Raw genomic sequence first — 21,305 nt, 5'->3', positions numbered from 1 at the left:
CCTCAGAGGTTGGCGTGTTCGCGCACGGAGGCGAGCAGGAGAGACCCCACGCCCAGCAGCATGAAGCAGATGACGGTGACGGTGAGCACACCCCGCACGCCGTCGGGATGAGTGGCCGCGTCGGGCTCGGAGGGGCGCGACACGCTGACCACGTAGCGGTTCTGGCGGTCGGCCTCGATGCGCGCCATCTCGAGGGCGGTGAGCGCAGACTGATAGGCCTGCTGCGCGAATTCCTTCTCCACCAGCAGGGGCTCGAAGGCGGCGATGGTGGCCGCGAAACCCGTGTCGCCGTTGCTGAGGCGCGCCGTCTGGGTGTCGATCTGGTTCTGGAGCGCGCCGATGCGGCTGCGCAGCGCGGCCACCTCGGGGGCGTCGGGCTGCAGCGTTCGTCGCAGCGCGCTGAGCTCGGCGCGCGCCGACGCCAGCTCTCCTTCGAGCTGACTGCGGACGGTGAGCACCGCCGCGGCCGACTCCATGGGGTTGATCTCGTCGTGCTGCGCCTGGAACGCCACGAGCGCCGCGCGCGCCGCCGTGAGCCGTGCCTCGCCCGCCTGCAGCTCACGCTGCGCCAGCGCGAGGCGGTCCTCACGCGACCGCGTGTTCAGCTGGTTGACCAGCTCCTCTCCCGCGCGGAGCATGGCCTGGTTCAGCTCGGCGGCCTTCGCGGCGGAGTAGGCCCGGACGGCCAGCGTGATCACGCCCGACGTGCTGTCGTGCTCCACCAGCACGTGGTCCGCGTAGTACTCGAAGCGCTCCTCGGCGTCGGCGTCAGCGGCCAACCGCGACCAGAAGTCGCCGTGGTCGCGGTAATGCGAAACGAAGTCGTGCTCGGCTTCGAGCTTGGCCAGCATGTCCCGCGAGATGATGTACTCCTGCACCAGCATGGCGTCCGCGCCAGCGCTCGAGCCGGGCACCGAGGCGATGAAGAACTCGAGCCCCATGCCACCCCCGCCATCGGCGGAGCGCACGGTGAACGCCGAGACCGACTCGTACTCCGGGGCCGCCAGGGCGCCGTAGTAGAGCGCGGCCAGCAGCGTGGGCAACACCACGCCGATCCCCAGGCGCAGCACCGTGCGCTGCTGGCGTGCCTTGCGTAGGTCCCGCGCGGTTGCCGCTCTCTCACCGACGTTCGCGACACTCATCAGGCGGCCTCGTAGAGCTTGGTGGCCTCGTCGAGGTCGTCGTAGAACGCGAGCTGCCCGTGGTGCAGCACGGCGCAGCGCTTGCAGTACTGTTTGATGGTGCTCATTTGGTGCGAGACGATGATGACCGAGCTTCGTTCTTGACGCTCGGCGAAGGCCTCCCGGCACTTCTTCTGAAACTTGGCGTCGCCCACGGCGGTGACCTCGTCCACCAGGTAGGTGTCGAAGTCGATGGCCATGCTCAGACCGAAGGCGAGACGCGCGCGCATGCCCGAGCTGTAGGTGCGCACGGGCATGTGGAAGTAGTCGCCGATGTCCGCGAACTCCTGCGCGAAGTTGCAGACCTCGTCCAGGTTGGCTTGGTAGAGGCGCGCCACGAAGCGGCAGTTCTCACGCCCCGTGAGCGACCCGCTGAAGCCGCCGGCGAAGCCGATGGGCCAGGACACGCGCCCCTGTCGCTTGATGTAGCCCTGGTCGGGCAGCTCGGCTCCCCCCAACACGCGCAGCAGCGTGGACTTGCCCGCGCCGTTGCGGCCCAGGATGCCGATGCTCTGCTGACTGGGAAACGTAGCCGTGATGCGGTCCAGCACCACGTGCATCCCGGCGGGGGTCATGTACCCCTTGGTGACCTCGGTGAGCTGGATCACGTGACCTCCACTTTGTGGCGGACGGCGCGCTCCACAGTGAGACCCACAAACGCCAGGCCGAGGATCCACAGCAGCACGTAGCTGGCGGACATGTGCTCGCCCTCGTAGCTCTCGAAGAAGCCGCTGCGCACGAACTCGACGCAGTGGATCACGGGGTTCCAGAGCATGACCTCGCGCGCCACCAGCGGGAGGCTGTTGAGCGTGAAGAAGATCCCCGACGTCCAGAAGAGCGGCCTCATGAGGGGCCCGCGCACACGCTCCACCAGGTTGCTCTCCACGGAGAGCGCCGCGAAGACGAGGCCAAGTGAGGTGCCGAGCAGACTGGCTAGCACCAGCCCCTGCAGCAGCATGAGCGGGTTGGCCACCGCGAAGCCGCCGATGAGCAGCGCGTGGGCGCCGATGATCACAGTGAAGACCATCACGTACGTGGCGAACTCGAGCGCGGCGCGCGCGAAGACGATGTCGAGCGGGTGCACCTGGGGGTAGAACAGCAGGCCACGGTTGGCGTCGATGGAGGCGGCGCAGCGGTCCGCCGACTTCGAGAAGATGTCGTACGGAATGACGCCCGTGGCCAAGAACGTGAGCATGTCCATGCCAGTGGGTGGCGCCTTCTGGGCGATGTGGAACATGCCCCAGAACGTGCCGATCCAGACCAGCGGCTCCAGCAGCGCCCAGACGTAGCCAAGGCGATGGTTGCCGAAGCGGGTGCGCGTCTCTCGGAGCGCAAGGGTCTGGATGACCCACAGCTGCGCATAGAGGCCGGCCAACAGGCGCATGCTCACGGCCCTTCGAGGAGCACCGGCACGAACACCCAGCCCTCTTCGCCGCTGCACGCTAGGCGCAGCTGCTCGTCCAGCTGCAGCTCGCGGCACAGCCGGCCACTCGCGGCGCTGTAGGGCGCGGCGGCCACCACGCGCAGGCCACTCACGTCCACAGGCTCGTCCACGGGCAGCTCGGCCGCCCGCGCCAAGACCGCAGCCTCCGCGGGTGAGGTGGTCTCGAGCGTGGAAGGTGCGAGCTCGGGGCTCCACGCCGCCGCAGGCGGAGCACTGGCGCAAGCGGCCAGCAGAGAGGGGAGCGCGCTGGCCAGAAGGCAAGCGCCGAGAACATGGAGCCGTTTCACGGGGCCTAGTCTCGCACGCGCTCGAGCACCCCTACAACTCCGCGACCACTCTCGACCACGACCAGGTAGGCGTGGCGCTCTTCGGCCATGACGCGCTCGGCCTCCGCCAGGAGCGTGGAGGGCGCGACCGTGGGGGGGTCGAGGCGCATGATCTCGGAGATGGGGATGCTGAGGTCCGCCGAGTAGCGGTCCATGGCCAGGTGGAGCGCGGCGTCGCACACCACCCCCATCAGCTCACCGTCTTCCACCGCCAAGACCATCCCGAGGCGACCGCGCGCGGCGGCCAGCAAGCACTGACCCAGTGTGTCGGTGGGCTTGAGGATGGGCAGGTCCTCCGAGCGCATGGCGTCACGCACCCGCGTGCGCAGCCGGCGGCCGAGGGCACCTCCCGGGTGTAGCACCGCAAAGTCCTGGGGGCGGAAGTCGCGCAGGCGCATCAGCGACACGGCCAGCGCGTCGCCCATGGCCATGGCGGCCAGGGTGGAGTTGGTGGGCGCCAGGTTGTTGGGGCACACCTCGCCGCGCACCGACACGTCGAGCGCGATGTCCACGCCCTTGGCCAGGGTGGAGCCGAGCTCACCCACCAGCGCGATGGTGGCGATGTTGCGTGCCCGGAAGTGTGGCAGCAGGCGGACGATCTCTTCGGTCTCGCCGCTGTAGGAGATGAGCAGCACGGTGTCCCGCTCGGTGATCATGCCGAGGTCACCGTGAAAGGCCTCGGCCGCGTGCACGAAGAACGACGGGGTGCCCGTGGAAGCGAACGTGGCGGCGAGCTTCTGGCCGATCAGGCCGCTCTTGCCGATGCCACAGACCACCACATGGCCCTCGGTGGAGCGCAGCAGGTGGGCGGCCAAGCCGTAGGTCCGGTCTACCCGACGGGCGAGCGCGGCCACGGCGGCCGCCTGCTGCTCGAACGTCTCGCGGGCCTCGAGGATGAGCGGCTCGAGCGAAGGAGCGATTTCCTTGCTGCGGGCGGCGTCTTGCTCACGAACCAGATGGAGTTGCATAGTCGATAAGTCGGAAGGGCCGGCCTGAAGCCCGGCGCGTCGTCCCCCGTGGGCCGCGCTCACCCCTCGGTGGGTCAGGCGTGCGGAGTGTAGGGGCGTGAAGGTGGCTGTCAAATGCGTGACAGCGACTTCAATGAATTCACTCGGATGACACGGGGGCGCCTGCATGTTGCGCGCCAAAGCCGCCGCACGGTCTCCGTGAACACCACGCACCTGGGTGTCTTCTCCTAGTTCCCCCCAATTTGTTCGTTGAATTGCAGGCTTGCCAGACGTATGGCCGGGCTCGACGGCGACCTGCGGCATGACACGCGCGTCCCCGCCGACCCGCAGCCGTGACATCCGTGTCAGGGGTGGGCGCGCTGGATACCGGTCAGACGTTCAGTCGTCAGGGTTGGTGCGCTGCATCTCGATCAGCGGCACGGCCGTGTAGGGCACCTGAATGTGCTCCGCCGCCCAGTCCGCGAAGAACCCGCGCGCGGCCTCTTGGGCGCGGTTGTCCCGCTCGCGCGGGCGGTCGAACAGGCCCCGGTTCAGGACCTCTTGGAGGTTCAGCGCGAACCCGAAGTAGAGGTGCTGCCGCTCCGGCCGGTCGTCCCGCCGCGGGTCGGGCAGGTAGTGGTCGGCGTTGAAGCCCACCACGAAGTCCATGTACCGGAAGAACCCCACCTGGTCGCCGAAGCCCGCCATGTGGAAGGCCAGCAGGAACGTCTGGCCGCTGTAGTCCTCGTTGAAGTTCAGCGAGGGGCTGTCCAGGAACTCGTCCGACGGCCAGTACATCATGCGGAAGCTGAAGAAGCGGTCGACCTCGGGCGCGTGGGTCAGCACCAGCCCGAGCGCGGTGCCGATGCTGTTGGCCAGAATGTCTCCCCAGCTGAACTCGAACTCGTGCGAGCCGTCGCGCAGCTCCACCAGCAGGTACGACAGCCACGACAGCGTGGCGCCCGCGATGCTGGCGGGGATGGGGTCGAAGCGACCGTAGCGCAGCATCCCCGTGGTGGCCCGCGAGAGCATCAGGTTCATGTAGAGGTGACCCAGTTTGTCGGCCCCTCCACCGTAGGTGTCCACCCCGAAGAAGCCATCCCACTCGGTCTGGAACGGCGTGGTGGGGGTGCCATGCCACCAGGCGAAGTAGTTGTACGTCCAGAGCCCGCCGTACAGCAGGGCCACCGAGGTGGCGGCCAGCGCACGCCCGCGACGCAGTTGCCGCGGGGTCACGTCGTAGCGCTCGGCATCCAGGCGGCGGCGCTGGGCGCGGCGGCTCTCGTCGGCAGGAACGGGCAGGTCCACGCGGGGGGTGACCTCGGCCTCGGCCACCTGCTCCGGGCTGAGCTCCCGCTCGCCCACTTGGGGCGGGGCATGTTCCGCCGGGTCGCTTCGCGCGGCGTCTTGGGCACGCGCGGGGCCGCCCACCATCAACGTTAGGGCAAGGCAGGGGACCAAGCGGAGCAGCAACAAGCGAGTCATGGGCGTGACCGAGCAGTTATTGGGCCAGAACTGGGCTCTCGTCCACCGTTGGACGCGGCATTCTCTGGCCAGCGCCAATGCATCCCGCGTGCACCAGCCCCACCTGTGCTGGTAGGCTCAGGCGTGTCCCTCAAGATCGATCAGGACCACACTCGGTTTCGGAAGATCGTCCGCGGGAAGATTCGCGAGAACCTGCGCCAGTACATCTCGAAGGGCGAGATGCTGGGCAAGCAGGGGAAGGACGTCGTGTCCATCCCCGTCCCGCACATCGACATCCCGCGCTTTCGCTTCGGTGGGAAGCAGCAAGGCGGTGTCGGGCAGGGCGAAGGCGACGCGGGCGACCCCATCGGCGGCGAGCCCGGCGAAGGCGACGGGAAGGGCAAGGCTGGCAGCGACCCGGGGCAGCACGCCATCGAGGTGGAGCTCACGCTCGAAGAGCTGGCCGACTTGCTGGGCGAAGAGCTCGCGCTCCCGCGCATCGAGCCCAAGGGCAAGAGCGCCATCGTGGACCAGAAGGAGCGCTACGTGGGCATCCGCCGCGTGGGGCCCAACTCGCTGCGGCACTTCAAGCGCACGTTCCGCAGCGCCCTCAGCCGGCAGATCGCCCTCGGCAGCTACGACCCCGCGCGGCCGGTCATCATCCCCACGCGCGACGACATGCGCTACCGCTCCTGGAAGACCGACAACCAGCCGGTCACCAACGCGGTGCTCATCTACATGATGGACGTGTCGGGCTCCATGGGCGACGAGCAGAAGGAGATCGTGCGCATCGAGTCCTTCTGGATCGACACGTGGCTGCGCCGTCAGTACAAGGGCATCGAGACGCGCTTCATCATCCACGACGCCGCGGCGCGCGAGGTGGACCGCGACACGTTCTTCCGCACGCGGGAGTCGGGCGGCACCATGATCTCGAGCGCGTACAAGCTGTGCGCCAGCATCATCGAGAACGACTACCCCACCAGCGAGTGGAACATCTATCCGTTCCACTTCTCGGACGGCGACAACTGGAGCGCCGAGGACACGCTGGGCTGCGTGGAGATCCTCAAGAACCGCATCATCCCAGCCAGCAACGTGTTCTGCTACGGGCAGGTGGACAGCCCCTACGGCTCGGGCCAGTTCATCAAGGACCTGCGGCAGCACTTCGGCGGGAACGACGGTGTGATCGTCAGCGAGATCGCCAACCGCGACCGCATCGTGGAGTCCATCCGCGACTTCCTCGGGAAGGGCAAGTGAGGCGATGAGTTACGTCTTCCAGACGGAGCTGCCGCGCGACCTGCGCGAGCACCAACAGAGCATCGCCAAGCACGCCGCCGACTTCGGGCTCGACTTCTACCCCACGCTGTTCGAGGTGCTGCCCTACGACCGCATGAACGAGATCGCGGCGTACGGCGGCTTCCCCACGCGCTACCCGCACTGGCGCTTCGGCATGGAGTACGAGCGCCTCAGCAAGAGCCACGAGTACGGTCTGTCGAAGATCTACGAGATGGTCATCAACAACACGCCGGCCGTGGCCTACCTGCTCGAGGGCAACACCCTCGTGGATCAGAAGCTGGTGATGGCGCACGTGTACGGGCACGTGGACTTCTTCAAGAACAACTTCGCCTTCGCGGTCACCAACCAGGGTCGCGACCCGAAGGACGGCGCCGACGTGCGCAAGTGGGTGGACACGCTGGCCAACCACGGCGCCATCGTGCGCAAGTGGACGCGGCGCCTGGGCGCCGAGACGGTGGAGTCGTTCATCGACGCGTGCCTGAGCCTCGAGAACCTGATCGACCCGCAGCGGCCCTTCCTGCCCACGGCCACGCACGTGGCGCCCAGCGACCTCGGCGGGGCCGAGGCCGACGACGCCGCGCTCATGGAGCCGCACCTGCTGCCGGTGCATCGCGACTACATGAAGGGCTTCATCAACCCCGAGGAGTTCGTGCAGGCTCAGCGCGACAAGCTCACGGCGGAGCGCGACCAGAAGCGCAAGACGCCCGAGTCGCCCGAGCGCGACGTGCTGGGCTTCTTGCTCGAGCACGCGCCGCTGCAGCCGTGGGAGCGCGACGTGCTGAGCGTGGTGCGGCGCGAGGCCTACTACTTCCTGCCGCAGATGCAGACCAAGATCATGAACGAGGGCTGGGCCACCTACTGGCACAGCCGGCTCATGACGGAGCGCGTGGCCGACGGGAACGAGATCGTGGACTACGCGGAGCGCACCGCGTCGGTGCTGGCCACCTCGAAGGGCAACATCAACCCCTACAAGCTGGGCATCGAGCTGTACCGCAACATCGTGTCGCGCTGGGACCGCGGGCAGTTCGGCAAAGAGTGGGACGAGTGCGACGACTACGACGAGCGGCGGCACTGGGACCGCCGCGTGGGGCAAGGGCAGAAGAAGATCTTCGAGGTGCGCTCGCTGTACAACGACGTCACCTTCGTGGACGAGTTCCTCACCGAGGACTTCGTGGCCGACCAGCAGCTCTTCACCTTCGGGTGGAACCGGCGCAACGACCGCTACGAGGTGCAGACGCGCGAGTTCGAGACCGTGAAGTCGCAGCTGCTGGCGCAGCTGACCAACGCGGGCAACCCCATCATCAGCGTGCTGGACAGCAACCACGACAACCGCGGCGAGCTGCTGCTGCAGCACGACCACCACGGCGTGGACCTGAAGCTCGAGTGGGTGCGCGAGGTCATGAAGGCGCTGCACCGCGTGTGGCGGAGGCCCGTGGAGCTGCACACCGTGGTGGAGAAGAAGCCGAGCGCGCTGCGCTGGGACGGCACGGCCTACGTGCAGCGGGCGCTGGGCAAGGCGGTCTGATCAGCCGCGCTCGCGCTGACGGGCCTCTTCGTACACGCGATACAGGCGCTGGCGGAGCTCGTCCGGGACGCTCTCGCGCAGGGCGATCTTCCAGCCGGCGTCGGTGCGGCGCAGCACGATGGGGTGGCCCGCGTCGCCGTCGCGCATGGGGATGACGCGCATGGTGTCGCCGTCGGCCGAGCGCTCGTAGCGCAGGTGGTCCTTGAGGGCGGCCAGTCGTCCGAACACGAAGCCGGCCAGGCCCTCGTCGTGTGGGTCGCGCCAGTCGGCGAAGCAGGCCTCGTAGGCCGCGCGGTCGCGCACCTGGAACTGGACGCGGTCGCGCAGCAGGCCTTGCACCTCGGCCTCACCCACGTCGGCGATGTCGTAGACGGTGAAGAGCGTGCGGACCGTGGCCTCGGGCTCGGCGAAGCGCGGGTCGGGAGGTTCGCTGGTGCAGCCCGACAGCGCGAACGGTGCGAGCAAGAGCAGCCACACCACGAGGGTGAGGAGCCTCATGAGCAGTCCGGTCGTGGAGCGCGCGCGCATGAGCGGGCTATGTCAGAGGCGGGGGCGCGGTGTCCAATTTTCGACAGGGGTGGGGAGGCGGGAACGGGGGGCGTCGCCGTCGCCGTCGCCGACAACGACTAACGACTCATCACAAGTTCGGCCCATGGTCACCGGAGCCGGCCCAAGGACCCTGGCCGACTCTCGCTGGGCCGGAAGCGGCTTGTATCAAGGCACTTGGGCGCCCCGGCTTGAAAGCCGGGGCAGCGGGACCTTCGCCTGGCTTCGGGGACAAGTCCTCCCTCCAAGGGAGGACTCAGCCTCGGAAGCGGGTAAAGTGTTGAGCCTCGAGATCATCCGCTGGGCGAGATCCGAGCTGCTTACTCATCGATTAGTCGTTCCAAGGCGGGTGGGTTTGGCAAGTCACGACCAACCATGAGGCCTTCGAGGCCTCGACGGGCCCCAAACCCTCCACAGCCAGCCACCTCAAGCTCCTCTAGTCCACCCAAGCTGAGTCCTCCCTCGGAGGGAGGACTTGTCCCCGGAGCGAGGCCCAGGACCCGCTGCCCCGGCTTTTCAAGCCGGGGCGCCAAAAGTGCCTTGAAATAAGGCCCAGAACGGAACCTGCAGAATCCACTCGGCCTCGGACTGCCCCGACGAACTTGTGATGAGTCGATAGCCGACAACGAGCACGAGCACGAGCACGAGCACGTCTACGAGCACGAGTACGGATACGACCACGACCACGACAACGACGGCGACAACGAGGCGTTGTGGCGTCCGTAGTGGCGGAATTCTCGGGCGCGACGTAGACCTGCCGGGATGGACTTCAACCTCAGTGAAGAGACGCGCCTTTTTCGAGACTCCTTCGTGCAGTGGGTGGAGCGCGAGCTCAAGCCTCTCGAGGAGAAGCACCGCATCACGCTGGACCAGCCGATCCCGGAAGACATCGTGAAGCGCGTGCGGCGCGAGTCGGCGGAGCTGGGTTTCTGGGCGCACCACATGCCCGAAGAGGTGGGCGGTGGCGGCATGAGCGAGGTGGACGGCATCATCTTGCGCGAGGCCTGCGGCGCGACCGGATCGGTGCTGGCGGCGCTGGCGCTGGCGGGGCCCGAGGGGCCGTCGCCCATGCACCTGGTGTTCAACGCGGCACAGCGTGAGAAGTACTTGAAGCCCCTGATCGCGGCGGAGACCACCTGCTGCTTCATGCTCAGCGAGCCGGGCGCGGGCTCGGACGCGCAGAACATCTCCACCAAAGCCGAGAAGCGCGGTGACAAGTGGGTGCTGAACGGGGTTAAGCACTTCATCTCCAACGGGCACAAGGCCGACTGGGGCGTGGTGTTCGCGCTCAACGACGCCGACAAGCGCGCGCGAGGCGGCATCAGCGCGTTCATCATCGAGCGTGATCAGTGGAAGGTGGGGCGCATCCACGAGGGCATGGCCGGCTTCGAGGGCCAGGCCGAGGTGGTGCTGGAAGACGTGGAGGTGAGTCCGGAGAACGTGGTGGGCCGCGAGGGCTACGGCTTCGCGGAGGCCATGCGCTTCCTGGGCGCGGGGCGCCTGCACATCGCGGCGGGGGCCGTGGGCGTGGCGCAGTTCCTCCTGAACATGGGCGCCGACTACGCGGGGCAGCGCCAGTCGTTCGGCAAGCCCATCGCCTCGTATCAGGGCATCCAGTGGATGTTGGCGGACTCAGCCACCGAGATCTACGCGGCGCGCAACATGATCTACCACTGCGCGTGGCTCATCGACCAAGGCAAGGACGCCGCCAAGGAGATGAGCATGTGCAAGCTGTTCGCCACGGAGATGGTCAACCAGGTGTGCGACCGCGTGCTGCAGATCCACGGCGGCATGGGCTGGATGAAGGAGACCCGCACCGAGGGCTTCTACCGCTCGCTGCGCGTGCTGCGCATCGTGGAGGGCACCAGCGAGATCCAGCGCATGATGATCGCGCGCGCCGTGCTCGGCGAGGTGGCTCGCCGCGGCTGAGGCGCTCAGACGTTGAACCGGAAGTGCATCACGTCGCCGTCGACGACGACGTACTCCTTGCCCTCGAGGCGCAGCTTGCCAGCTGCCTTCACGGCCGCCTCGGACTTGTGCTCCTCGATGGCCTCGTAGGCCATGACCTCGGCGCGGATGAAGCCGCGCTCGAAGTCGGTGTGGATCTTGCCGGCCGCGCCGGGCGCCTTGGTGCCGCGGCTGATGGTCCAGGCGCGCACTTCCTTCTCGCCGCAGGTGAAGTACGTGATCATGTCCAGCATGGAGTAACCGGTGCGGATGAGCGTGTGCAGGCCCGGCTCGGGCAGCTCGAGGCTGGCCAGGAAGTCCGCGCGGTCCTCCTCGGGGAGCTGCATGATCTCGGCCTCGATGGCGGCGCTGATGACCACCACGGGCACGCCACGCTTCTCACCCAACGCGCGCACCTGGGCCACCAGCGGGTCGGTGTCCATCTTGCTGAGCTGCTCTTCCTTCACGTTGCACACGAAGAACATGGGCTTGCGCGTGATCAGCCCGAGCTCCTTGCAGGCGCGCACGTCGTCCACGGAGTCGAACGGCACGGTGTTGGCGGGCTGCCCCTTGTCGAGCGCGGCCTCGAGCGCCTCGCACACCGTCACCATGCGCTTCTCGTTGGCGTCACCGCCGCGCGACGCCTTGCGGGCCTTGTCCAGGCGCTTGGTGACGCTCTCGAGGTCCTTGAGGATGAGCTCGGTCTCGATGGTCTCGATGTCCGCGAGCGGGTTCACGCGCCCGTCCACGTGCACCACGTTCGGGTCCTCGAAGCAGCGCACCACGTGCGCGATGGCGTCGCAGTCCCGGATGTTGGTGAGGAATGCGTTGCCGCGCCCCTCGCCCTTGCTGGCGCCCTTCACCAGGCCCGCGATGTCCACGAACTCGACCGTGGCCGGGATGATCTTCTGCGGCTTGAAGTACTGCGTCAGCGTGACCATCCGCGGGTCCGGCACGTCCACCACGCCCACGTTCGGGTCGATGGTGCAGAACGGATAGTTCGCAGCCTCGGCCTGCTGCTTCTCGGACAGAGCGTTGAAGAGGGTGGACTTGCCGACGTTCGGCAGCCCGACGATTCCTACTGAAAGAGCCACGGCGCGGTGGATAGCGCGCACGCAGCACCGGAGCAACGAGGCCGAGGCCGGAGGCCGGGGCCGAGGCCGGGGCCGAGGCCGAGTCGGAGACCGAGTCCGAGTCCGAGACCGAGTCCGAGTCCGAGTCCGAGTCCGAGACCGAGTCGAGTCCGAGACCGAGACCGAGACCGAGGCCGAGGCCGAGGCCGAGGCCGAGTCCGTGGCCGTGGCCGAGTCCGTGGCGGGCGACTGCGCCTGAGCCCGCCGAAGGCGGAGCGGCAGTGATCGCGGTGGTGCCGACGCCGCGCAACGCTCCCGCTACTCTGAGGCACGTTCCGACATCTCCTGCGGACGACCCACCGCCGCCAGCGACCCATCGCGCCGCAGCAGCGCCACAGACACCCTTGATTGGGCAGGCTCGGTGGCGTCGTCACACCCGGCTGCGAATCTCTCGCTTCGAGCACGGCGAGCCGCAGTGAGGAACTCGTGTTCGGGCATGGGGCGCGGACGTCGGCCACGGCCTCGGTCTCCGCCTCGGTCTCGGTCTCCGCCTCGGTCTCGGTCTCCGCCTCGGTCTCGGTCTCCGCCTCGGTCTCGGTCTCCGCCTCGGTCTCGGTCTCGGTCTCCGCCTCGGTCTCGGTCTCCGCCTCGGTCTCGGTCTCCGCCTCGGACCTCCGGCCTCCGCCCAGGCCTCAGTGCGCCTGGATCAGCACTTCGCGACGTCCGCCGGCCTTCCCGTTCGGGGGCCCGACGATGCCGTGTTGTTCCATCATCTCCACGAGGCTGGCGGCCTTGTTGTAGCCCACCTTGAGCTTGCGCTGGAGGCGGCTGATGGAGCAGGTGCCCTCTTCGGCGACCACGGCGACGGCCTTGTCGTAGAGCGGATCGTCGCTCTCGGAGGCGGGCATGCCCTCCTCGTCGTCGCGCGGCTTGAGGATGTTCTCGTCGTAGGTGGGCTTGCCCTGCTCGCGCAGGTGGTCGCAGATCTTCTCCACCTCGTGCTCGTCGATGAAGGCCGAGTGCACACGCTGGAGGTCGCTCGAGCCGGGCGGGATCATCAGCATGTCGCCGCGGCCCAGCAGGTGCTCGGCGCCCTGGCGGTTGAGGATGGTCTTGCTGTCCGGCTGGCTCGACACCTTGAAGGCGATGCGGCACGGGAAGTTGGCCTTGATCATGCCCGTGATGACGTCGACGCTGGGGCGCTGCGTGGCGAGGATGACGTGGATGCCCGCGGCGCGTGCCTTCTGGGCGAGGCGCGCGATGCACGTCTCCACGTCCTTGGCGGCCACCATCATGAGGTCGGCGAACTCGTCCACCACCACCACGATGTACGGCAGCTTCTCGGGCATGGCGTCGAGCGCGTCCGGCACCTCGTCGTCGTCCGGGTCCATGAGCACTTCTTCGCCGTTGATGCCCTGCGCGGTGACCTTGCCCACGCGCCGCGGCTGGAACTTGTCCGGCGGCAGCTCGCCCGCGATCACGCGCTCCACCTTGCGGTTGAACGTGATGATGTTCTTGGAGCCGACGTCCGCGAAGAGCTGGTAGCGCCGCTCCATCTCGTCCACGGCCCACTTCAGCGCCAGTGCGGCCTTGCTCATGTCGGTGACCACCGGCAGCAGCATGTGCGGGATGCCGTCGAAGACCGCGAGCTCGACCACCTTCGGGTCGATCATCAGCATCCGGACCTCTTCGGGCGTCTTCTTCGCCAGCAGCGACACCAGCATGACGTTGAGGCCCACGCTCTTGCCCGCGCCCGTGGCGCCGGCCACCAAGAGGTGCGGCATCTTGCTGAGGTCGCCGTACACGGGCTTGCCCGCGATGTCCTTGCCGAACGCCACGGGCAGGTGGCCCTTGTGGTCCTGCCACTCGCGCAGCTCGAGGATCTCGCGCAGCGACACAGTCTGGCGGATGGTGTTGGGCAGCTCGAAGCCCACGCGCGCCTTGCCCGGGATGGGCGCCACGATGCGCACCTTCTCGACCGCGAGCGCCATGGCGAGGTCGTCGGCCAAGCCCCGGATCTTGCTGACCTTGGTGCCGCTCTCGGGCTCGAACTCGTACATGGTCACCACGGGACCCGGGTGGATCTCGTCCACACGTCCCTTGATCTTGTACGCGTCGAGCGTCCTCACCAGCAGCTCGGCCAGCCGCTTCAGGTCTGCAGGATCCTGCTGCACTTCCTCGGTGGAGGGCTCGTCCAGGAGGTCGGTCCCGGGCAGCTCGAACTCACCGCGCGCGGCACGCACCGTGGGCACTCGCTCGCGCTCGATGACCTCGCGGCGCATGTGCTCCGGCACCACGATCTTGGGGACGCTCGCGACCTGCGCGAGAGAGCGCTTGGGCGTGACGGCGGCGGGGATGAGCGGGCTGACCACGGTCATCCCAGCCTCGTCGTCGTCCTCGACTGCGCTGTCGTCATCTTCCACGTCGGCGTCGGCGGCCAGCTCGAGTGAGTCGGCGTCCTCGTCCTCGTCCTCGTCGAAGACCTCGTCGTGTTCCTCTTCGTCGTCGTATACCACGTGGGCCGCGCCGGAGGGGCGGGCACCGAGCGCGGCACCACTCACGCGCGCCTCTTCGAGGTCTTCGTCGTCCCACACCGAGGAGAGGCCCTCATCGCGCGTGTCCGGCCCCGCTGCGGGCTCGGCGGTCGCCGGTGCGCCGGCGGTGATCACCTTGGGCTCCAACAGCGCGCGCTGTGCAGCGTGCTCCTCGGCCTCGAGCGCTTTCGCCTCGCGCCAGGCCTCGGCCACGGCTCGGATGGCGTCGCTCACGCGGCCGTAGCCCTCACGCAAGGCGGAAGTCAGCATGCGCGCCGCATCCACCACCGAGACGGGGGTACGCAGCACCAGCGTGACCAGCAGGATGGCGACGCCCAGCACCACCGCACCCGCGAAGCCGAAGAGCGAGCGCAGCACCTCGCCCAGCACCTCGCCGATGCGACCCCCCGGCAGGTGACCGCCGAAGACCTGCTCGCTGGGCATGGCCAGGTGCAAGAGCGCGCAGCCGATGAACACGATGACGAGCGTGGACGCGATGGTGGCGGCGCCCAGCAGGCCGCGACGCCCACTGAAGAGGCGCCGTGCCGCGAGGCCCAGCTCGATGGGGAGCAGCCACGCCGCGACACCGAACGCGGTGGCGAGCGCGCTGGCGAGGCCGGTCCCGACAGGGCCCACGAGGTTGTCGCCGCCCGCCGCGTCGTACGACCACAGCGAGAGGCCCATCAGCAGGGCCCAGGTGGCGGCGAAGATGCCGAGCACCTCGTGCCGCCGGCCAGTAGCGGACGGAACGGGCTCGCTGACCGCAGGGGGACGGGGTCGCGACTTCGTGTGCGCGGATGTAGTTGTTTGTGAGGCCAAGTGTGTACCTTCGCACATCCAGGCTAGCTGGTCCGGTGGGCTCGGGTCAAGAAATCGGGGTGGCCCCAAGGCGGGGGCCCCCGTGCACCCCCGGCCGTCCTCACGAGACTCTTGATCGTACGGGCGAATCCTCTACTATCACGTCGGGTTCTGCGCTCCGCAGAGGCCCTCTGTTCCGGGGGACGCTGGTCCGCCAAGACCTGCGCCGCCTCGCCGGAATTGCCCCGGCTCCACGGGCTCCGGCTCGACTCTCGATCATCTGTCGGCTCTCCAATGGCTCTCCTCCGGCTCCCTCGGCGCCCCTGGCCGTCGTGACCCGATTGGGCACTTCATGACCCTTCGCAGCACACACCTCGCCTCCTCCCGTCCCTCTGACCGTGGCTCCATGATTCAGGGCCGGGCGCGGCAGCTCGGCTTCGTCGCACGCTCGCTGCTGACCATCATGGCGCTGAGCGCGCTGTTGGGGTGCAAGGTCAACTCGGACGACATCGAGTACTGGCGCCGCACAGTGAAGGGCCCGCGCAAGATCGTGGCCGTGCTCCTCAGCGACCACTACTCGCTCGAGCTGCGCACGCGCGCCGCGACGGCGCTGGTCGAGATGGAGCGCAATGACGTGGAGGGCCTCGCGCTCCTGCAGCGCGCGCTCGAAGAGCTGCAGCGCCAGGATCCCACGCTGCCTCCGCGCATCGTGGCCGGCATGGCGCCGCGCTTGGTGGAGCTCATGAACGAGACGCCACCCGGCCACAACGAGGAGCAGGGCCCGCCGCCCATGCAGGTGCGCGCGAAGGACGCCGCATACTTGCTGCTGACCCACGCCGAGGGCGAGACACACACCACGCTCGTGAACGGCGTCGTGGACTGGTACGTGCGGGACTTCGTGGGCCGCAGCCTGGCAGGCAACTACAGCGTGGAGCAGATCGTCCGCTCGGTGGGTGCGCCCGCCGCCAGCCGCCTGGTGAACGCGCTCAGCTCGCGCATGCCGCAGCAGGCCATGGTGAAGATCGCGGAGCTCGTGGCGCAGCTGGGCGACGCCGCCACCAAGACGGCGGGCGCCGAGCGCTTGGTCGCCATCGAGCGCGAGATCGAAGGCGAGGCGTTCTTCAACTGGCTCAAGGGTGAGCTGCAGCGTCAGATGACGGCCGACGGCTCCACGTTGGATCCCGTGCGCCTCGACGCAGCCGTGCACATCAACCGCGAGAACTGGATCACCGAGGGCATCCTGCCCGCCATGAAGCACCTCGCCACCGAGGCCAGCATCAAGACGCGCCTGCTCGAGATCGGCGCCGCCGTGCCTGCCGTCGAGACGCCGCCTGCCTTCGTGGAAGCGCTGAACGCGCGCCGTCGCAAGGCGCTCCAGGCGCTCGAGGGGAACGTGAGCGAGGCCAACCTGGCCGCGCTGCTGGACATCGCGCTCAACCCCAGCCCCACCAACGCGCTCGGCGTGCGTGACGACGCCTTCGACCGGGTGGGTGACATCCGCAGCGTGGCCGCCATCCCACGCCTCTGGCCGCTGCTCGCCACGGTGGACAACGACGACACCGCGAAGCGCCTGCGCTGGCGCGCCGGTGAGCTCATCCTCTCCATTGGCGGCAGCGCCGTGGTGGCCGAGTTCCTCACCCGTCTCCCGTCCGCGCCGGCCGACATCGAGTACGAGCCGGAGGAGCTCGAGGGCTACGCCCAGCGCATGAGCCAGATGTCCGAGCCGCCCACCGAGGTGCTCACCCGCCAGCTCGGTGCGACGCAGTGGTGGAACCGCATCATCGCCATGCGCTTCATCGAGCGTCGCGGGGCCGCCGCAGACGCCGCGCTCCTCGAGGCGCGCGTCAGCGACCGCACGCCGCTCGCGGGCGACCACTGGACCGATCTCCGCCCCGCCGCAGACACCGTGGGCAAGGTGGCCGAGGCGGCATTGCGCGGCCTGCGCGAGCGACTCGCCGGCCCCGAGGCGGCCGCGGCACCCGCGGGCGCGGCACCTGCTGCTCCTGCTGCGCCGGCTCCCGCCGCCCCCGCCGCCCCCGCCGCCCCCTGAGGGCAACTCTCCCGCTCGCGACCGCCCTCCTTTCTCACCCTAGGCAATCCGAATGGCCACCGACCAGAACAAGAAGACCCTGCGCAGCTTCCAGTGCCGCGACTACCTCTACGAGATCTTCGAGCAGATGAGCGGTGAGCTGGAGTGCTCGGTGGACTACCTGATCAACGAGTCGATGCGCCAGTACGCGCGCTCGCGCAACTATGGGGTGCGCAGCCCCTCGGCTTCGGTGCAGCGGCCCAGCATCCCGCCCATGGGCGCCCCGGCCGCCGCGCCGCCGCCGGCCGCCCCGCCCCTGCCGCCCATGCTGCCCACGCAGCCCACGCTGCCCGGCCCCTCGGTGTCCCCCGTCGTGCCCGCGCTCCCCCAGCAGGCCGCGTTTGCACCCGCCCCCGTGATGCCGGTCGCAGCCCCTGTCGCGCCGGCCCCCATCCCGGTCATGCCCATCGCGCCGGTCGCTCCGCCGGTGGCCGCGCCCTTCGTGCCGCCGCTGCCCGCCGCGCCGCTGATGGCCAAGCCGTCCGTGCCGCCGCTGCCCGCCGCGCCGCCGCGCCTTCCCAGCGTGCCGCCGCCCGCGCCGTCGAAGCCCGCGCTCTTCATCATCTTCAACGGCCAGAAATTCCCGGTGAACAAGGACGAGTTCGTGCTCGGCCGCAGCAGCAAGTCCGCCGACCTGGCCATCAAGGACGGCAACATTTCGCGCCGTCACGCCGCCGTCGTCTACCACGGCGGCATCTACTACATGAAGGACCTGGGCAGCACGAACGGCATCGACTTCCAGGGTGGGAAGATCGACAGCCGCGCCATCCAGGAGGGCGACGTCTACCAGATCTGCGACTACGACCTGCGCTTCACGTATCAGTGAGGGCGAGGGGTCGGTAAATCGCCCGATCGCGGCTTACGTCCTCGTGGCCGAGCTCGAAATACAGAAGTATTCCTTCGCCCGTCCACTGCGGGCGCGCTCGCGCTAGGGCGATTTATCGACCCCTCGCACGTCTCGTCTCAGGGATCTCAGCCCTGCACGAACTCGGTGCGCTTCCTGAGCAGGCGCACGCTGCCGTGGGTGGGTGCCAGCTCGCCGGCCACGTCGGGGGTGATCTCGGCCGCGTTGGCCTCGTCGGTGTCGAGGTGCATCTCGAGCGCGTACTTGTCGCTCACGCGGATGAGCACGTCGCCGAAGATGAGGTCGCGCCCTTCGGTGTCCACGGCCACCTCCACCACGTCGTTGTCCGAGACGCCGAAGCGCATAGCGTCGTCCGTGTGCATGTGGATGTGACGCCGCGCGCAGATGAGCCCCTCGGTCAGCTGCACGGAGCCCGCGGGCCCCTCGAGCGTGATGGGCGCGCTCGCCTTCACGTCGCCGCTGTCGCGCACGGGTGCGTCCACGCCCAGCTTGAACTCGTCGGTGCGGGCGATCTCCACTTGGTTCTGGCTGCGCAGCGGGCCGAGGATGCGCACGCCGTCGATGCGCCCCTTGGGGCCCACCAGGTTGACCTTCTCGTGACACGAGAACTGCCCGGGCTGGCTGAGCGGCTTGTGCTCGGTGAGCTTGGCCTCCGGGCCGAAGAGCAGCGCCAGCGTCTGACGGTTGAGGTGCACGTGCCGCGCGCTGATGGCGATGGGGATGCGCGCGGCGCCCTCCACCTTGTCGGCGGCGCTGGCCAGCTTGGCCGTCTCGCTGGCGATGGCCTGGGCTTCGTCGGTGGCCACCACCATCAGGCGCGTGCGCGAGTGGTCCTCCGAGATGATCGCGGTGGGCGACTCGCGCGAGACGCGCGCGCTGCGGTTCTTGTCTTCGTCGAGGCGCGCGCCCAGGAAGTCGAGGCGCTGGAGCACGCGGTGGCGAATGGAGGCGCTGTTCTCGCCGATGCCCGCCGTGAAGACGATGACGTCCACGCCGCCCAGCACCGCCGCGTAGGAGCCGATGTACTTGCGCAGGCGGTGGCAGAAGACCTCGATGGCCAGCCGGCAGCGCTCGTCGCCCTCGGCCGCGCGCGCCTCGATGTCGCGCAGGTCGTTGCCCACGCCGCTGAGCCCCGCGAGGCCCGACTCCTTGTTGAGCATGCGGTCGAGGGCGTCCACGTCCAGCTTCTCGGCGCGCATGAGCGTGAGGATGGCGCCCGGGTCCACGTCGCCCGCGCGCGTGCCCATGACCAGGCCCTCGAGCGGCGTGAGCCCCATGCTGGTCTCCACCGAGCGCCCGTTCTCGATGGCCGCGATGCTGGCGCCGTTGCCCAAGTGGCAGGTGATGATGCGCAGGTGGCGGATGTCCTCGCGCAGTGCCTCGGCCGCGCGCTGAGCCACGTACTGGTGGCTGGGCCCGTGGAAGCCGTAGCGCCGCACGCCGTGCTTGTCGGCCAGCGCGGTGGGCAGCGCGTACACCCTGGCGCGGGTGGGTAGCGTGGCGTGGAAGGCCGTATCGAAGACCGCCACGTGCGGTACGTCCGGCAAGAGTGCCCGGGCGGCGCGCACGCCAGCGAGGTTCCCAGGGTTGTGCAGCGGGGCCAGCGGGATGAGCGCCTCGATCGCCGCCTCCACGGTGTCGTCGATGCGCACGGGCGCGTTGAAGCGCTCGCCACCATGCACCACGCGGTGACCCACGGCGCCGACGGCCGCACCGGCGGTGAGCTTGGGCAGCACCGCCTGGAGCGCCGTGAGGTGGTCCGCCCCGGGCAGCACCTCGGGCGTGCCCTTGTCGATGGCGAACGAGCAGCCTTCGCTGCCCACGCGCTCCACGCTGCCGGTGGCGACGCGGGCGCCGGTGGACGGGTCGAGCAGGTCGAGCTTGATGCTGGAGCTACCGCAATTGACGACGAGGACGTTCATGACGGGCGAGAATCCAACGGAAGCGCAGGGGATTGCAACCCTGCGCCGCCGTCTCGGCCGCCATGGCGTCGGGCCTCAGCGCAGCTCGCCGCTGTCCAAGAGCGCGATCAGCTCGTTGGCACCACCCACCAGCACCCCCTTGTGGAAGCACATGGGGAACGTGGGCCAGCCGGTCCACATCTTGAGCGCCGTGCGCCGCCGCCACTCGCTGGTGTAGCTGCCGTACTCGAGGTACTCGTGCGCCACGCCCTTCGCCTTGAGGGCCTTGCGCACGCGCTTCGGGTGCGGGTTCTGGGCCATGCCCACCACCACCACGTCGTGCTTGGCGATGGCGGCCTCCACCTCGGCCACGATGTCGGCGTGGTTGCTGGCGATCTTCTCGCGGGCGGCGGGGTGGATCTTGTCTTCCGAGAGGACTTTGCGAGCCATGGGCATTACTCCGAGGGAGAGGTGGACGCGGCGCTGCCGCGATGAAACCAGGGGATGATCATCGACGTGCTCGCGACGACCTTGGCGAAGTGGGGCTTCTTCTCGAGCTGGCGCTTTTCCATCATGGGCACGCTGATGAAGAAGAACATCACGGTGATGCACGCCGTTCCGATGATGGTCCAGGACCAGTCGGCGGGCGAGGCGGCGAAGCCGAAGAGGAAGAGGCCCCACCAGAAGGTGAGCTCGCCGAAGTAGTTGGGGTGCCGTGAGTAGCGCCAGAGGCCCGTCTGGATGAGCTCGCCCGGCTTTTTGGTCTTGCCGAACGCGCGCAGCTGCTCGTCGGCCACGGTCTCGATCACGATGGCCCCGAGCGTGACCACGGTGGCCACGCCGTCGATCCAGGAGAGGGGTGCGTTCGAGGTGAGGGCCGGCCACATGGGCAGGCACGCGAAGAAGACCTCCACCGTGGGGAACATGTGGATGCCCGCGAAGCTGGCCGGCCAGTAGAGCGCGCCGGTCTTCGCCTTGATGTCCACGTAGCGCCAGTCCTCGTGGTGCAGGCCGGTCCAGCCGACCGCCCAGTTGTAGGTCAGGCGCACCGCCCAGAGGGTGCAGAGGCCCAGGCACAGCGCCTGCCGGGTGAGCTCGGCGTCGGGGGCCGCGTGCGTCCAGAAGTACACGCCAATCAGCGGCGGGATGACGCTCCAGTAGGCGTCGTAGAAGCTCGAGTTGCTGAACGCCACGCTGAACGCGAAGACGGCGCAGGTGGCGACGAAGTCCGCGAGGAAGGCCGTGTAGAGCGGCGACTCGAGGGGGAAGTAGAGGACCGTGCCATAGGCAGCGGCAATGGCGACGACGTAGGCGAGGACGATGTAGCCAAACGACGCCGCACGACTGTGCTTGGGGGGGTGGGCACTCATGC

17 protein-coding genes are annotated in these 21,305 nt (G+C 68.6%); 5 read left to right on the top strand and 12 right to left on the bottom strand.

Features of this window, described 5'->3' with window-relative positions; genetic code table 11:
* Positions 1-2: 2 nt before the first annotated feature.
* From IPI43_31200 to IPI43_31175, 6 genes are all read right to left on the bottom strand, one after another.
* Positions 3-1,142, bottom strand: a complete 1,140-nt coding sequence (locus tag IPI43_31200; protein MBK7778531.1) for a hypothetical protein — start codon at positions 1,140-1,142, stop codon at positions 3-5.
* Positions 1,142-1,789 carry an ABC transporter ATP-binding protein gene (locus IPI43_31195; GenBank protein MBK7778530.1) on the bottom strand — a complete coding sequence of 216 codons (648 nt, stop codon included), beginning with the start codon at positions 1,787-1,789 and terminating at the stop codon, positions 1,142-1,144. Before IPI43_31195 ends, IPI43_31200 begins: the two co-directional genes overlap by 1 nt.
* Positions 1,786-2,571, bottom strand: coding sequence for an ABC transporter permease (locus tag IPI43_31190; GenBank protein ID MBK7778529.1), 786 nt, complete (start codon positions 2,569-2,571; stop codon positions 1,786-1,788). Before IPI43_31190 ends, IPI43_31195 begins: the two co-directional genes overlap by 4 nt.
* Positions 2,568-2,912, bottom strand: a complete 345-nt coding sequence (locus IPI43_31185; protein MBK7778528.1) for a hypothetical protein — start codon at positions 2,910-2,912, stop codon at positions 2,568-2,570. The genes IPI43_31190 and IPI43_31185 overlap by 4 nt, the downstream gene beginning before the upstream one ends.
* Positions 2,913-2,917: 5 nt before the next feature.
* Complete coding sequence (locus tag IPI43_31180; protein MBK7778527.1) at positions 2,918-3,919, bottom strand: KpsF/GutQ family sugar-phosphate isomerase; 1,002 nt, start codon at positions 3,917-3,919, stop codon at positions 2,918-2,920.
* Positions 3,920-4,297: 378 nt separating this feature from the next.
* A complete protein-coding gene (locus tag IPI43_31175; GenBank protein ID MBK7778526.1) occupies positions 4,298-5,383 on the bottom strand; it encodes a DUF2279 domain-containing protein in 1,086 nt (361 codons plus the stop codon).
* A gap of 123 nt (positions 5,384-5,506) precedes the next feature.
* On the opposite strand from IPI43_31175, the gene IPI43_31170 reads away from it, so the two are divergent.
* Both IPI43_31170 and IPI43_31165 read left to right on the top strand, forming a co-directional pair.
* Entirely contained in the window at positions 5,507-6,616 is a 1,110-nt protein-coding gene (locus IPI43_31170; GenBank protein ID MBK7778525.1) for a DUF444 family protein, read from the top strand.
* 4 nt (positions 6,617-6,620) lie between these two features.
* The gene (locus IPI43_31165) at positions 6,621-8,180 is read left to right on the top strand and encodes a SpoVR family protein (protein ID MBK7778524.1); all 1,560 of its coding nucleotides are present in this window, start codon (positions 6,621-6,623) and stop codon (positions 8,178-8,180) included.
* On the opposite strand, the gene IPI43_31160 is transcribed toward IPI43_31165, so the two are convergent.
* Positions 8,181-8,678: a hypothetical protein gene (locus IPI43_31160; protein ID MBK7778523.1), complete on the bottom strand. Its 498-nt coding sequence runs from the start codon at positions 8,676-8,678 to the stop codon at positions 8,181-8,183. It lies immediately after the preceding gene.
* Between the two features lie 810 nt (positions 8,679-9,488).
* Between IPI43_31160 and IPI43_31155 the strand changes: the two genes are divergently transcribed.
* Positions 9,489-10,655, top strand: a complete 1,167-nt coding sequence (locus IPI43_31155; protein MBK7778522.1) for an acyl-CoA dehydrogenase family protein — start codon at positions 9,489-9,491, stop codon at positions 10,653-10,655.
* Between the two features lie 5 nt (positions 10,656-10,660).
* On the opposite strand, the gene ychF is transcribed toward IPI43_31155, so the two are convergent.
* Positions 10,661-11,767: a redox-regulated ATPase YchF gene (gene ychF, locus IPI43_31150; GenBank protein MBK7778521.1), complete on the bottom strand. Its 1,107-nt coding sequence runs from the start codon at positions 11,765-11,767 to the stop codon at positions 10,661-10,663.
* A 671-nt stretch (positions 11,768-12,438) separates the two neighbouring features.
* Positions 12,439-15,000: a DNA translocase FtsK 4TM domain-containing protein gene (locus tag IPI43_31145; protein MBK7778520.1), complete on the bottom strand. Its 2,562-nt coding sequence runs from the start codon at positions 14,998-15,000 to the stop codon at positions 12,439-12,441.
* 484 nt (positions 15,001-15,484) lie between these two features.
* Between IPI43_31145 and IPI43_31140 the strand changes: the two genes are divergently transcribed.
* Positions 15,485-17,128 (top strand): hypothetical protein, encoded by a 1,644-nt coding sequence (locus tag IPI43_31140; GenBank protein MBK7778519.1) that lies wholly within the window; start codon positions 15,485-15,487, stop codon positions 17,126-17,128.
* A 52-nt stretch (positions 17,129-17,180) separates the two neighbouring features.
* Positions 17,181-17,993, top strand: a complete 813-nt coding sequence (locus IPI43_31135) for an FHA domain-containing protein (GenBank protein MBK7778518.1) — start codon at positions 17,181-17,183, stop codon at positions 17,991-17,993.
* 146 nt (positions 17,994-18,139) lie between these two features.
* Here IPI43_31135 and IPI43_31130 read toward each other — a convergent pair whose 3' ends face one another.
* The 3 genes from IPI43_31130 to IPI43_31120 all read right to left on the bottom strand — a co-directional run bounded on the left by IPI43_31130 (position 18,140) and on the right by IPI43_31120 (position 21,303).
* Positions 18,140-19,954 carry an acetate/propionate family kinase gene (locus IPI43_31130; protein ID MBK7778517.1) on the bottom strand — a complete coding sequence of 605 codons (1,815 nt, stop codon included), beginning with the start codon at positions 19,952-19,954 and terminating at the stop codon, positions 18,140-18,142.
* 75 nt (positions 19,955-20,029) lie between these two features.
* A complete protein-coding gene (locus IPI43_31125) occupies positions 20,030-20,383 on the bottom strand; it encodes a glutaredoxin (protein ID MBK7778516.1) in 354 nt (117 codons plus the stop codon).
* 5 nt (positions 20,384-20,388) lie between these two features.
* On the bottom strand, positions 20,389-21,303 hold the full coding sequence (locus IPI43_31120) for a DUF1295 domain-containing protein (protein ID MBK7778515.1): 915 nt from the start codon (positions 21,301-21,303) through the stop codon (positions 20,389-20,391).
* Positions 21,304-21,305 lie beyond the last annotated feature (2 nt).

The organism is Sandaracinaceae bacterium (assembly GCA_016706685.1).
GTDB lineage: Bacteria > Myxococcota_A > Polyangia > Polyangiales > Houyiibacteriaceae > JADJJE01.
Note: the sequence above shows the minus strand (reverse complement) of the source record. Positions and strands in the feature narration are given on the sequence as shown.

Bases quoted from the DNA above. Each gene is read 5' to 3' on its own strand.
- IPI43_31120 (MBK7778515.1), bottom strand. From the start codon at position 21,303: ATGAGTGCCCACCCCCCCAAGCACAGTCGTGCGGCGTCGTTTGGCTAC.
- IPI43_31165 (MBK7778524.1), top strand. From the start codon at position 6,621: ATGAGTTACGTCTTCCAGACGGAGCTGCCGCGCGACCTGCGCGAGCAC.
- IPI43_31130 (MBK7778517.1), bottom strand. From the start codon at position 19,954: ATGAACGTCCTCGTCGTCAATTGCGGTAGCTCCAGCATCAAGCTCGAC.
- IPI43_31175 (MBK7778526.1), bottom strand. From the start codon at position 5,383: ATGACTCGCTTGTTGCTGCTCCGCTTGGTCCCCTGCCTTGCCCTAACG.
- IPI43_31155 (MBK7778522.1), top strand. From the start codon at position 9,489: ATGGACTTCAACCTCAGTGAAGAGACGCGCCTTTTTCGAGACTCCTTC.
- IPI43_31180 (MBK7778527.1), bottom strand. From the start codon at position 3,919: ATGCAACTCCATCTGGTTCGTGAGCAAGACGCCGCCCGCAGCAAGGAA.
- IPI43_31125 (MBK7778516.1), bottom strand. From the start codon at position 20,383: ATGGCTCGCAAAGTCCTCTCGGAAGACAAGATCCACCCCGCCGCCCGC.
- IPI43_31135 (MBK7778518.1), top strand. From the start codon at position 17,181: ATGGCCACCGACCAGAACAAGAAGACCCTGCGCAGCTTCCAGTGCCGC.
- IPI43_31140 (MBK7778519.1), top strand. From the start codon at position 15,485: ATGATTCAGGGCCGGGCGCGGCAGCTCGGCTTCGTCGCACGCTCGCTG.
- IPI43_31160 (MBK7778523.1), bottom strand. From the start codon at position 8,678: ATGAGGCTCCTCACCCTCGTGGTGTGGCTGCTCTTGCTCGCACCGTTC.
- IPI43_31200 (MBK7778531.1), bottom strand. From the start codon at position 1,142: ATGAGTGTCGCGAACGTCGGTGAGAGAGCGGCAACCGCGCGGGACCTA.